At 61.4% G+C, this 12,864-nt stretch carries 11 protein-coding genes and 1 tRNA gene; all 12 read left to right on the top strand.

Translation table 11 applies throughout. The features are described 5' to 3' along the window. The first annotated feature begins 65 nt into the window (after window positions 1–65). The 12 genes from trmFO to tkt all read left to right on the top strand — a co-directional run bounded on the left by trmFO (window position 66) and on the right by tkt (window position 12,842). On the top strand, window positions 66–1,433 hold the full coding sequence (trmFO, locus tag ACUZ9Q_RS02005) for a methylenetetrahydrofolate--tRNA-(uracil(54)-C(5))-methyltransferase (FADH(2)-oxidizing) TrmFO (RefSeq protein ID WP_192112317.1): 1,368 nt from the start codon (window positions 66–68) through the stop codon (window positions 1,431–1,433). A gap of 184 nt (window positions 1,434–1,617) precedes the next feature. After that, a tRNA-Val gene (locus ACUZ9Q_RS02010) sits at window positions 1,618–1,694 on the top strand. Window positions 1,695–1,856: 162 nt separating this feature from the next. Beyond that, window positions 1,857–3,788 carry a threonine--tRNA ligase gene (gene thrS, locus ACUZ9Q_RS02015; protein WP_192112318.1) on the top strand — a complete coding sequence of 644 codons (1,932 nt, stop codon included), beginning with the start codon at window positions 1,857–1,859 and terminating at the stop codon, window positions 3,786–3,788. A 1-nt stretch (window position 3,789) separates the two neighbouring features. Next, window positions 3,790–4,326: a translation initiation factor IF-3 gene (gene infC, locus ACUZ9Q_RS02020; RefSeq protein ID WP_022657788.1), complete on the top strand. Its 537-nt coding sequence runs from the start codon at window positions 3,790–3,792 to the stop codon at window positions 4,324–4,326. Window positions 4,327–4,447: 121 nt separating this feature from the next. Beyond that, the gene (rpmI, locus tag ACUZ9Q_RS02025) at window positions 4,448–4,645 is read left to right on the top strand and encodes a 50S ribosomal protein L35 (RefSeq protein ID WP_022657789.1); all 198 of its coding nucleotides are present in this window, start codon (window positions 4,448–4,450) and stop codon (window positions 4,643–4,645) included. Between the two features lie 318 nt (window positions 4,646–4,963). Beyond that, window positions 4,964–5,317, top strand: coding sequence for a 50S ribosomal protein L20 (gene rplT, locus ACUZ9Q_RS02030; RefSeq protein WP_192112319.1), 354 nt, complete (start codon window positions 4,964–4,966; stop codon window positions 5,315–5,317). 328 nt (window positions 5,318–5,645) lie between these two features. Continuing rightward, window positions 5,646–6,683: a phenylalanine--tRNA ligase subunit alpha gene (gene pheS, locus ACUZ9Q_RS02035; RefSeq protein ID WP_192112320.1), complete on the top strand. Its 1,038-nt coding sequence runs from the start codon at window positions 5,646–5,648 to the stop codon at window positions 6,681–6,683. An 18-nt stretch (window positions 6,684–6,701) separates the two neighbouring features. Continuing rightward, window positions 6,702–7,127 carry a translation initiation factor IF-2 gene (locus ACUZ9Q_RS02040; protein ID WP_256267750.1) on the top strand — a complete coding sequence of 142 codons (426 nt, stop codon included), beginning with the start codon at window positions 6,702–6,704 and terminating at the stop codon, window positions 7,125–7,127. Window positions 7,128–7,157: 30 nt separating this feature from the next. Further along, window positions 7,158–9,566 carry a phenylalanine--tRNA ligase subunit beta gene (gene pheT / locus ACUZ9Q_RS02045; protein ID WP_323390316.1) on the top strand — a complete coding sequence of 803 codons (2,409 nt, stop codon included), beginning with the start codon at window positions 7,158–7,160 and terminating at the stop codon, window positions 9,564–9,566. 78 nt (window positions 9,567–9,644) lie between these two features. Further along, window positions 9,645–9,998 (top strand): MerR family transcriptional regulator, encoded by a 354-nt coding sequence (locus tag ACUZ9Q_RS02050; RefSeq protein ID WP_192112323.1) that lies wholly within the window; start codon window positions 9,645–9,647, stop codon window positions 9,996–9,998. Between the two features lie 106 nt (window positions 9,999–10,104). After that, complete coding sequence (gene rpe, locus ACUZ9Q_RS02055; protein ID WP_192112324.1) at window positions 10,105–10,824, top strand: ribulose-phosphate 3-epimerase; 720 nt, start codon at window positions 10,105–10,107, stop codon at window positions 10,822–10,824. A gap of 11 nt (window positions 10,825–10,835) precedes the next feature. After that, the gene (tkt, locus tag ACUZ9Q_RS02060) at window positions 10,836–12,842 is read left to right on the top strand and encodes a transketolase (protein WP_449247228.1); all 2,007 of its coding nucleotides are present in this window, start codon (window positions 10,836–10,838) and stop codon (window positions 12,840–12,842) included. Window positions 12,843–12,864 lie beyond the last annotated feature (22 nt).

Below are 12,864 nucleotides of genomic sequence, written 5' to 3' on the forward strand. Positions count from 1 at the left end.
AGCAAGAAGCGGGCGGGCTTGCCATCAGGCGGGATTTCTTTCAAGCTGCGCGGCAAGGAGACTATATGCAGACTATGTCCATAGCCGTGGTGGGCGGCGGCCTTGCCGGGTGCGAATGCGCCCTGCATCTGGCCCGCGCCGGTCACTCCGTAACCCTGTTTGAACAAAAGCCGGGGCACAGGTCGGCTGCCCATATCAGCGAACATCTGGCCGAGCTTGTATGCTCCAACTCTCTGCGGTCAGATGAACTCACATCCGGCGTGGGCCTGCTCAAGGCTGAAATGCGCGCCCTTGGCAGTGATTTTATGGAACTGGCCGATGCCCACCGCGTGCCCGCTGGCAAGGCTCTGGCCGTTGACCGCGAAGCTTTTGCCCGTGCCATGACCGAACGCGTGGCGGCGCAGGCCAATATCACGCTTGTGGAACACCAGGTGGCATCGTTGGACGACCCGGTGCTCGCGCCCTTTACGGGCGAGGGCAGGGCTGTGGTGCTGGCTGCCGGGCCCATGGCCTCCGAGGGGCTTTCCGCCTCGCTGGCAGAAGCCGTGGGTGCAAAGCACTGCTATTTTTATGACGCCATCGCGCCCATTGTATGGACGCACTCCCTTAATATGGACGTGGTGTTCCGCGCCTCCCGCTATGGGCAGGAAAACGGCGAAGCCGACGGCGAGGGGGACTATCTCAACTGCCCCATGAGCCGCGACGAATATGATGTTTTTTATGCGGCCCTGCTGGAAGCGCAAAAGGTCTCCGCCCACGAGTTTGAGCAGGAAAAGCATTTTGAAGGCTGCATGCCCGTGGAGGCGCTTGCCGAGCGCGGCCCCCGCACACTGACCTTTGGCCCCCTCAAACCCGTTGGGTTTGTGGACCCGCGCACAGGGCGCAGGCCCTGGGCCATTCTGCAGCTGCGGGCAGAAAAGGCCAACAGTGAAACCTGCAACCTTGTGGGCTGCCAGACCAAGCTGACCCAGGGCGAGCAGGCGCGTGTGTTCCGGCTGGTGCCGGGCATGGAAAATGCGGAGTTTGCGCGCTTTGGCAGCATGCACCGCAATACCTATGTGAACGCGCCAGACGTGCTGGCCCCGGATTTGTCGTTGCGGGCGCGGCCCGGCGTGTATCTGGCGGGGCAGATCACAGGGGTGGAGGGCTATGTGGAATCGGCCGCCAGCGGCCTGTGGCTGGCCCTGCTGCTCAATGCCCGCGCACGTGGCCTTGAACTGCCGCATCCGCCGGTGGAAAGCGCCCTGGGCGGGCTGCTCAACCATCTGCGCACGCCGGTAAAGCATTTTCAGCCCTCCAACGCGCACTTCGGCCTTGTGCCGGAACTGGGCGAAAGGGCGCGTAAAAAAGACCGCAAAGCCCTGTATTCCGCCCGCGCGCAGGAAACATTCGGCGAATGGCTTGCGGCGCAGCGCGAGGCAGGCGCTATTTAAGATGCTTGCAGCGTCCTGCGTTTTTTGTAATGATATTTGGCACACGTGGTTGTAATGGTTTTTCCGGCTCACACACGCAGGTACATGGCGCATCTATCAGGGTTTCAGAGATAAATTGCGGCAATGTGTCAAAAAAGTGTTGACGGCGGCATGGGGAGTAGCTATATAACCGCTTGCCTCATGTAGGAGCGTAGCTCAGGTGGCTAGAGCACTTCCTTGACACGGAAGGGGTCAACAGTTCAAGTCTGTTCGTTCCTACCAAATGACTCTTCGGGGATAGTTCCCCTAAACGGCGGAAGGCCTTGGCCCCGCCCATAGCACAGGTCGCTTGATGCGACCCGAAGACCGGATTCGGCGCAGTGGGGAGGTTTACCTCCCCACTTTGTTTTATGTGCCTCCGGGTATTTTTGTAAGGAGCTTTTCATGGAAGTCCGTGTGGAAGGGCAGATGGTGGAAGCCGGTGACTCCGTTGCTTCTGTCCTGCAAAAAGCCTTGAGCGGCAAAAAGTTCAAGGCGGCTGTGGCCGCGCGCGCCGATAACGGCGCTCTGCTGGATCTTTCCGCACCCCTGCCTGCCGGCTGCGCCGAGCTTGCGCCCGTGTACGCCGACTCGCCCGAGGGGCTGCAGATGATCCGCCATTCTACCGCCCACGTCATGGCGGCGGCGGTCAAGCGTCTCTTCCCCACTGCCAAGGTCACTATTGGCCCTTCCATCGACACTGGCTTTTACTACGACTTTGACGTAGAAAAGCCCTTCTCCAGTGAAGATTTTCCCGCTATCGAAGCGGAAATGCAGCGTATTGCCGATGCGCGCGAGCCTTTCACCTGCAAGGTGCTGCCCAAGGCGGAAGCTGTTGAAGTATTCCGCAATATGGGCGAAGTCTACAAGGTTGAGCTGATTGAGAGCATTGATGCCGACACGGTGTCGCTCTATACCTGCGGTGATTTTACGGATCTGTGCCGTGGCCCCCACGTGCCGCACACGGGTTTTGCCAAGGCGGCAAAGCTCATGAGCGTGGCCGGGGCCTATTGGCGCGGTGATGAAAAAAACCGTATGCTTTCGCGCATTTACGGCACGGCCTTTGCCGACCAGAAGGCTCTGGACGCCTACCTGAAGCAGCTTGAAGAAGCCAAGCGACGCGACCACCGCAAGCTTGGCCGCGAGTTGAGCCTCTTTACCTTCAAGGAAGATGTGGCTCCCGGCATGGTCTTCTGGTTGCCCAGAGGCATGATGGTGCGTACCATTCTTGAAGACTTCTGGCGGCGCGAGCATCTCAAGCGCGGGTACGAAATCGTGCAGGGGCCGCAGTTGCTGCGCGTGGAAACGTGGCAGAAATCCGGCCACTACGACCACTACCGCGAAAATATGTATTTTACGCAGATCGAGGAAGACACCTACGGCGTCAAGCCCATGAACTGCATCTCGCACATGCTCATTTACGGCAACGAGCTGCACAGCTACCGCGATCTGCCCCAGCGTTATTTTGAACTGGGCGTGGTGCACCGCCACGAAAAGAGCGGCGTGCTGCACGGGCTGTTGCGCGTGCGCCAGTTCACGCAGGACGATGCGCATATTCTGTGCGCGCCCGAGCAGCTTGAGGGTGAAATTCTTGAGGTCATCCATCTTATCCGCGACCTCATGAATCTCTTCGGCTTCCAGTACAAGGTTGCCGTTTCCACCCGGCCCGAGAGCAGCATCGGCACGGACGAAGCGTGGGAGCTTGCCACCAACGCGCTCACCAAGGCTGTGGAAAAGGCCGGACTGCCCTACGAGATCAATGAGGGAGACGGCGCGTTTTACGGCCCCAAAATTGACGTGCGACTGCTTGACTGCATTGGCCGTGAATGGCAATGCTCAACGATACAGGTTGATTTTACCCTGCCGGAACGTTTTGACCTCACCTATGTGGGTCAGGACGGCGAAAAGCACCGCCCGGTCATGGTGCACCGGGCTATCATGGGGTCGCTTGAGCGGTTCATCGGCATTCTCGTTGAGAACTTTGCCGGTGCGCTGCCCACATGGCTTGCGCCCGAGCAGGCCCGTCTGCTTACCGTGACGGAAGCGGGCGACGAAGCCACCCTCAAGATGTGCGAAGAACTCAAGGCGATGGGCATTCGCGCCACCGCCGATACCCGTAACGAGAAACTGGGTTTCAAGGTGCGCGAGGCGCAGCTGGCCAAGGTTCCGTATATTCTGGTGGTGGGGGAAAAAGAAGTGCAGGCGGGCGGCGCCAATGTGCGCCTGCGCAATGGGGACAATATGGGGCTCAAATCCGTAGCGGAAATCGCCGCGCTGATCCGGACGGACGCCGAAGAGCCTTTCAAACAAGGAGGGATGCGCTATAGCTTCGCCTAATATGAGATTCCGTCGCGACATGCCGCAGGACGGCGTGCGTCGCAACGAGATGATCCGCGCCCGTGAAGTGCGCGTGATCGCCGCCGATGGCGAGCAGCTTGGAATTCTGCAACGCAACGATGCTATTGACCGGGCCAAAGAAGCCGGCATGGATCTTGTGGAAGTGGCTTCCACTTCTGAACCGCCCGTTTGTCGCATAATGGACTACGGCAAGTTCAAGTACGAACAGCAGAAAAAGAAGCAGGAAGCCAAAAAGCGGCAGGCCGTGGTGCAGATTAAGGAAATCAAGGTTCGTCCCAAAACCGACGACCATGATTACGAAACCAAGGTCCGCCACATTCGCCGTTTTCTTGAAGAGGGTGACCGCTGTAAGATTACGGTGTTTTTCAGGGGCCGCGAAATTGTGCATAAAGATCGCGGCATGGCCATTCTTGAACGGGTTGTGCAAGACCTTGCCGATATCGCCAAGGTGGATCAGGAAGCCCGCGCCGAAGGCCGCACCTTGCAGATGATGCTGGTGCCCAAAAAGCAGTCGTAGGCCGTCTGTGCGGGGGATGTGAATTTCCCCTTGCGTGGTTCGGTGCTTTGGGGCATTATGCCCTTCCCTCGGTGCGCCCGTAAAACGGCGTCCGAGTGTATACGTTTTTAAGGAGTACGCCATGCCCAAGATCAAAACCCGGCGTTCCGCCGCCAAGCGTTTTTCGCAGACCGGCAGCGGCAAGTTCAAGCGTCGCCGCCAGAACCTGCGCCACATTCTGACCAAGAAGGCCGCCAGCCGCAAAATGCGCCTGGGTCAGTCCACCCTGGTGGATCAGACCAATGAGAAGGCTGTGCGCCGGATGCTGCCCAACGGCTAATTTGCTTGTCTTTTTGCTTGCTGACTGCGGCAGCCTACGCGGGCGCGCCTCGGTCACATAGACAGCTATGCTCCGCTTCGGCGCGCCGCTTGGCTTTCTTGTCCGCAAGTAAAAATTCTGCGCAAATTGCAGCGTTAGCTGCAGTGCAAAAGGCAGATTCTGACGGGAAAAGGTAATTCAGCGCGATGCTACGGCATCGGTGGCGCATGCGGAGCCGCGACTGACGTTCAATCCGCGTCTCTCATTTGAGAGCATGAAGTTTTTTTACGCTCCCCAACGGGCATTCCTCCGCCTAGTTGGGAGAAGGAGGCAACGCATATGCGTGTGAAGAGAGGTCTTGCAAGTCATCGTCGTCATAAGAAATATTTGACCGCAGCCAAGGGTTTTCGTGGTGGTCGCAGCCGTCTGTACCGCACTGCGCGCGAGGCTGTGGAGCGCTCGATGCAGTATTCCTATGTGGGCCGCAAGCAGAGGAAACGCGATTTCCGCACTCTGTGGATTCTCCGCATCAACGCCGGCGCGCGTCTGAGCGGTCTTTCCTACAGCCGCTTCATGCACGGCCTCAAGCAGGCTGGCATTGAACTGAACCGCAAGGTTCTGGCTGACCTTGCCGTGTATCACAAGGACGACTTCGCCAAGATCGTCGATCTGGCCAAGGCCGCTCTGAATTAAGAGCGGTGCTCCCCGCGCCGGAGGGAGACCTCCTGGCAGCGACGCCTGTGCCTTATAGGGCGCAGCGCGGCTTGCGGGAGCGGGGCCTTGCATGGTATAAGGCGCGGGCGGTGCACAAGCGCCGTCCGCGCCTTGATTTTTTTGTATCGCCGGGGATTGCCCGGCGGGCAGGGCGAATTCATGCCGTGAGGATGCGCAGATCGCAGAAATGGCAGGATGTTCCGCAGGGCAGGGCCGTCAGGTCAAGCCGCAAGCGGGTGCCGTCATTTCCGTTTTTCTGCGTCTCCCTTAACAAAAAGCCGCGCCGCGCGGCATTGGGATATCCGCTATGGATCTGATTTCTGCACTGGAAAGCCTGGTTCCCGAACTTGAAAAAGGTCTGGGCCAGGCTTCTTCGTTGGATGCCCTTGAGGCTTTGCGCGTGGATGTTCTGGGCCGCAAGGGCCGCATAGCCCAGATCATGGCCCAGTTGCCCTCGCTGGCCCCGGCAGAGCGCCCCGCCGTGGGCCAGACCGCCAACAGCGTCAAAGAGCGTTGCAACGCCCTGTTTGAAGCCCGCAAGGCCGCTCTTGAGGCCGGGCGCGAGGCCGAAGCCCTGCGCCGTTTCGATCCTTCCGTTCCCGGTCGCGCGCCCTGGCGCGGCAGCCTGCATCCTACCACCCTGGTGACGGAAGAAATCTGCCAGATTTTTCAGGGTCTGGGCTTTGACGTGGCTTCCGGCCCGGAAGTGGAAATCGACTACTACAATTTTGAAGCCCTGAACATGCCGCCCGAACACCCCGCCCGCGACATGCAGGATACCCTGTATGTCACCGAAAAGGTGCTCATGCGCACGCACACCTCGCCCGTGCAGGCCCGCACCATGCTGGCGCGCAAGCCTCCTCTGGCCGTCATTGCCCCCGGCAAGGTGTACCGGCGCGACAGCGACCTCACCCACACCCCCATGTTCCATCAGATCGAAGGTCTCATGGTGGGCGAGGGCATCAGCATGGCCCATCTGCGCGGCACGCTCACAGCCTTTGTGCGCGCTGTCTTTGGCGCGGAAACCCAGGTTCGCTTCCGCCCCAGCTTCTTCCCCTTTACCGAGCCTTCGGCAGAAGTGGACATCTCCTGCTGCATGTGCGGCGGCAAGGGCCACATTGGCGATGCGCCCTGCCGCGTGTGCAAAACCACGGGCTGGGTTGAAATTCTTGGTTGCGGCATGGTCGATCCTGCCGTGTTTGAAGCCGTGGGCTATCCTGCGGACGTCAGCGGCTTTGCCTTTGGCATGGGCGTGGAACGCGTGACCATGCTCAAGTACGGCATCGGCGATCTGCGGATGTTTTTTGAAAACGACGTGCGCTTCCTTGGCCAGTTTGCCCGGTAGGACACTATGCCCAGCGTCATGAGCCCCATAGATTGCAGCAATGCCCGCATGCGCGCAGGCCGCTTCACGGCCCTGCCCATGTGGCTTGTATTGCTGGGCCTCTTGGCGGCGGCCTCCCTGTTGCCCAGTAGCCCGAGCTGGCTGGCGGCGGATGAAGCTCAGGCCGCCTCAGCCTACACCCCGCGCCATTCGGGCATGGATGCGCCGGGCGAACCCAAGCGCATTGAATCCTTGCCCAGCAAGAACGCAGGGCGCACGGCAGAGGGCGGCATGGGGTATACGGACGCTTACGGCAACACCATTGACGACCGCCAGCCGGAAGAAAAACCCGCTCCCAAACGCCCCAGACCCGGGGCCTACGGCGTGGGCGCGGGCCAGAGCGAGCGCTACGAGCGCCCACTGCCCGATCCGCAAAATCAGACTCCTGCCTGGAGTTTCAAATAACCACGCCAAGGCGCGGAAACAGGACGAACTATGCTGCTCTCACTTTCATGGCTGCGTGAATTTACTCCGTATGAAGGAACGGCTGAGGCGCTGGGCGACCGCCTGACCATGCTCGGCCTTGAGCTGGAAGACATCAGGCGGCCCTACGATGCCATAAGCTCCATTGTGGTGGGGCATGTGGTTTCGTGCGACAACCATCCGGAATCCGACCATTTGCACGTCTGCAAGGTGGACGCCGGGCAGGGCGAGCTGCTTGATATCGTGTGCGGCGCGCCCAACGTGGCTGCGGGTCAGAAAGTGCCTGTGGCTCTGGTGGGTACCAAGATGCCCGACGGCATGATGATCAAAAAGGCCAAACTGCGCGGCGCGCATTCTTTTGGCATGATCTGCTCCGAGCGTGAACTGGGCCTGACCGAAGACCATACCGGCATCATGGTGCTGCCCGAAAGCTTTGTGGTGGGCAAGCCTCTGGTGGAGCAGCTTGAGCTTGACCGCGAAGTGCTGGATATCTCCATCACGCCCAACCGCGCCGACTGCCTTTCGGTTCTTGGCCTTGCGCGCGAAACGGCGCTGGCCTGCAACCTGCCGCTCTCCATCCCGGGTCTGCCGCTGGAACTGGACTCCGGCGCGGAAGTGCTGGTGCCCATTGATATTGACGACCCCGAGCACTGCTGGCTGTATTCCGGCCGCGTCATCACAGGCGTCAAGATCGGGCCTTCGCCCATGCGCCTGCGCCACCGCCTGCATGCCGTGGGTGTGCGCCCCATTTCCAATATCGTGGACGTGACCAACTACATTCTGTTTGAATATGGTCAGCCCCTGCACTCTTTTGACATGGACAAGCTGGAAGGCGGCCGCATTGTGGTGCGCCGCGCGCAGGAAGGCGACACCTTCACCACCCTTGACGGGCAGGAACGCGCGCTTACCGCAGCCGACCTCTGCATCCGCGACGGCGCGCGCGCCGTGGCCCTTGCTGGCGTTATGGGCGGCCTGAACAGCGAAATCTCCGATGCCAGCACCAATGTGTTTCTGGAAAGCGCGGTCTTCAAGCCCGCCACCATCCGCAAAACATCGCGCCGCCTTGGCCTCTCGTCCGAGGCGTCCTACCGCTTTGAGCGCGGCATCGACCAGCAGCGCACCGTGTGGGCGCTTGACCGCGCCTGCGCCATGATGGCCGCCGTCAGCGGCGGGCGCGTGCAGCGCGGCCTTTCCATCAACGAGCCCCGTCCCTTCAAGGCGGCCAGCATTGAATTCCGCCCGGCGCGGGCCGATTCCCTGCTTGGCGTGCAGCTTGGCGCGGATTTTGACGAAAAGGTGCTCACCGGCATGGGCTGCAATGTGGACAAGGGCGAAAGCAGCCCCGTGTGGCGCGTGAGCCAGCCCTCCTGGCGGCCCGACCTCACCCGCGAGGCCGATCTGATTGAAGAAGTGGGCCGCGTGCACGGGCTGGATACCATTGCCCCCGTGCTGCCCCCCATAGCACGCAACCTCGACCGCGCAGGCGAGCCGGAATCGCGCTACGGATTCTGGTCGCGCCTCAAGCACTGGGGCGCTGGCCTCGGCCTCAACGAAGCCGTGAACTACAGCTTTGTGGGCCACAAGGATATGGATCACCTTGGCATGCCGCGCGAGGGCCGCATTTCCATCATGAATCCGCTCTCGGCGGAGCAGGATGCCCTGCGCACCGCCCTGGCCCCCGGCCTCATGTACGATCTGCGCAACAACCTCGCCCAGGGGGCTCAGGGCCTGCGACTGTTTGAACTTGCCAATATTTTTGAAGCTGACGCCGCTTCTGAAACCACCGCCCGCGAAACGGGCATGCTGGGCGTGCTGCTGTATGGCGCGCGCTACGATACGGCCTGGCCCCAGGCTGAGGGCGACATGGATTATGCCGACCTCAAGGGCGTGGTGGAAAACCTGCTGCACTATCTGCATCTTGGAGCGCCCAGCTATGAACTGGCTCAGGAGCATGCCTTCTTGCTGCCCTGCGTGAACGTCTTTGTGAATGGCCGCGCCGTGGGCTTCATGGGCCGGGTCAAGCCCGCCATGGCCGACGAATACCACGCCCGCAAGGATGTGTGGCTGGCTGAAATGAACCTCGACATCCTGCGTGAACTGCACGATGCCGCTACTGTGCGCTTTGCGCCCCTGCCGGTGTATCCGCCGGTGCGGCGCGACATTACCGTGACCGCCGGGCCAAGCCTCAAGGTGGCCGACATCACTGCTCACGTGCAGGGGCTCAAACTGGCCCTGCTGGACGACGTGGCCCTCGTGGACTGCTTTGAACCCAAGACGGAGCAGGGCGGGGAGCCCGTGCGGAACCTGACCTTCCGGCTCACGTTCCGCCATGCGGAGCGTACTCTCAAGGATACGGAAGTGGACAAGGAGCGGGAGAAGGTGGCACAGTCGCTTGTAAGCGCTCTGGGCGTGAAAATTTAACACAGTGCGCGCAGGCCCGGCTTTTTCGGGCCTGCGCAATTCCGGCACATTTTCAGAGAGTGTCAGGAGGGGTATGACATGTCGGACCACACGCCCGACAATACCTACCGCATAGGTGAGGTCGCAGAACTGCTCGACCTCAAAACCCATGTGTTGCGCTTCTGGGAAACTGAGTTTCCCCAGTTGGCGCCGCTGCGCACCGGTAAGGGGCAGCGCCTGTACACGGAAGAAAACGTGGCCCTCTTGAGGCGTATCCGGCAGTTGCTGCACGAGCAGGGCATGACCATTGAAGGCGCGCGCCGCGTACTTGCGGGCAGCGCCGTGGTGGACGAAAGCCTGCCCGAACGCGTGGCGGCGGTGCCGGACCCGGATTTTATGCGCATGCTCCAGCGTGAGCTGATCTCGCTGCGCCGCCTGCTCAGCGAAAAATAGGCTGCGGCCTGCTGGCGCAACTAAATATTTCAGGGAAGGGACGCGGGGGAGGCGACCCTTTCTGTTGGTGGCCCTCCCCCGCAAACACGCTCACCCCGATATAATCATGATCTTATCGCCCTCATTGCTGTCTGCCGATTTTGCCCGTCTGGCCGAAGAGCTTGGCGCCCTTGAGGCTGCCGGAGTCACCTGGCTGCATCTGGACGTGATGGACGGGGCTTTTGTGCCCAACATCACCTTTGGTCCCCCGCTGATAAAGGCTCTACGGTCTGTCAGCGGGCTTTTTTTTGACGTGCACCTCATGGTGAATGATCCGGCCCGCTATATTGCCGACTTCCACAAGGCAGGGGCAGACATGCTGGTCATCCATGCCGAGGCCGACAAACACCCGCAGCGCACCCTCACGGCCATCCGGGCCATGGGCTGCAAGGCGGGGCTTGCCCTCAACCCCGGCACGGATGTGAACGCGGCCCGCTGGCTGGCGGCGGATATGGACATGCTGCTGCTCATGAGCGTGAACCCCGGTTTTTCGGGCCAGGCATTCATCCCCGCCACGTTCGACAAAATCCGCGCGGCCCGGCAGATGCTTGACGCCAACGGCGGGGCCGAGGCGCTCATCCAGATCGACGGCGGCGTATGCCCCGAAAACACGGCCGAGCTTGTGGACGCCGGGGCGGAAGTGCTTGTGTCCGGCTCGGCCTTTTTTGGCCACAAACCTTACGACAAACGGCTTGCCGCCTTTATGGCTCCGCTTGCGGGCAGAACGCCCCGCCATGCGGAAGATGCCCTGAGACGCCGCGCCGCCAACCATATCACGCAAAAATAGAGGAAAGAGTCATGCCCACCCGCAGACAGTGCGCCAATGCCATCCGCGCCCTTGCCATGGACGCCATTGAAAAAGCCCGCTCCGGTCACCCCGGCGCACCTCTGGGCATGGCCGACATGGCCGAAGCCCTGTGGCGTCATGGTTTCAAGCACAATCCGAGCAACCCCCGCTGGTTTGACCGCGACCGCTTTGTGCTTTCCAACGGCCATGCCTCCATGCTGCTCTATGCCTTGCTGCACCTCACGGGCTATGACCTGCCCATGGAGGAGCTGCGCAACTTCCGCCAGTGGGGAGCCAAAACCGCAGGGCACCCCGAATACGAGCCTGATCTGGGCATTGAAATGACCACCGGCCCGCTGGGGCAGGGTATTTCTTCCGCCGTGGGCATGGCGCTGGCCGAGAGCATGCTGGCCGCCCGTTACAACACGCCCGAGCATAACGTTGTGGATCACCACACCTATGTGTTCACCGGCGACGGCTGCCTCATGGAAGGCGTTTCGCACGAGGCCTGCTCCCTGGCTGGCACCTGGGGCCTGGGCAAGCTCATAGCCCTTTACGACTCCAACGGTATTTCCATTGACGGCAAGATTGACGGCTGGTTCAACGAAGACGTGGCGGGCCGTTTCCGCGCCTACCACTGGCAGGTTATCGGCCCCATCAACGGGCATGACGCCGCCGCTCTGGACGCTGCCATTGCCGAGGCCAAGGCTGACCACAGCCGCCCCAGCCTGATCATCTGCCGCACCCACATTGGCTTTGGTTCGCCCAAGGCCGATTCCGCATCCTGCCACGGCTCGCCCCTTGGCGACGATGGCATTGCAGCCACCCGCGCGGCTCTGGGCTGGACCGAAGAGCCCTTTACCGTGCCGCAGGAACTGTATTCCGCATGGGACGCGCGTGAAAAGGGCAAGGCTGCCGAGGCCGCCTGGGAGCATACCTATGCCGCCTATGCCAAGGCCAATCCCGAACTTGCCGCAGAATTTACCCGCCGTATGCGTGGTGAACTGCCCGAAGACTGGGCCTCCATTGCGCGCGGCATGATTGAAGAAGCCGTGAGCAAGGCCGAAACCACGGCAACGCGCGTGGCCTCCAAGAAAACCCTTGAATGCCTTGTGCCCCGCCTGCCCGAACTTGTGGGCGGCTCCGCCGACCTCACCGGCTCCGTGGGCACGCTGACCAGCTCTTCCGAGCACATGGACGTGCAGACCCACAAGGGCAACTATGTTTCCTACGGCGTGCGCGAATTCGGCATGAGCGCCATCATGAACGGTTTTGCCCTGCACGGTGGGTTCATCCCCTACGCGGGCACGTTCATGTCCTTTGCCGATCAGGCCAAGAACGCCCTGCGGCTGGCTGCCATCATGGGCATCCGCGCCGTGTGGGTGCTGACGCACGACTCCATCGGCGTGGGCGAAGACGGCCCCACGCATCAGCCTGTGGAACAGCTCGGCATGCTGCGCCTTATGCCCAATTTCAATCTGTGGCGTCCCTGCGACACGGTGGAAACAGCCGTGGCCTGGCGTAGCGCCCTTGAAAGCGTCCATACGCCCACCGGGCTTTCGCTCTCGCGCCAGAATCTGCCTTTCTGCCAGCGCGATGCCGCCCAGGTGGAAGCCATCGCGCGCGGCGGCTATGTGCTGCGTGACTGCGAAGGCACACCCGAGATCATCCTTATCGCCACAGGCTCAGAAGTGTCGCTTGCCCTTGAAGCCGCTGACCAGTTGACCGCCGACGGCCGCAAGGCCCGCGTGGTCTCCATGCCCTGCGCAGAGATTTTTGACGCGCAGGACGCGGCCTACAAGGAAAGCGTGCTGCCCCGCGGCGTGCGCGCCCGCATTGCCATTGAAGCCGCCGCTGCGGATTACTGGCGCAAGTATGTGGGCCTGGACGGCGCGGTGGTCGGTATGGAGCGTTTTGGCGCTTCCGCCCCTGCCAAGATCGTTTTTGAGCGTCTGGGCTTTACCGTGGCGCATGTGCTGGAAGTGGCGGAAGGCCTTTTCCGGCAGCTTGGGAAGTAACTGGCCGACAGAACGAAGCAAA

The sequence above is a fragment of the Desulfovibrio desulfopostgatei genome (genome assembly GCF_053570645.1).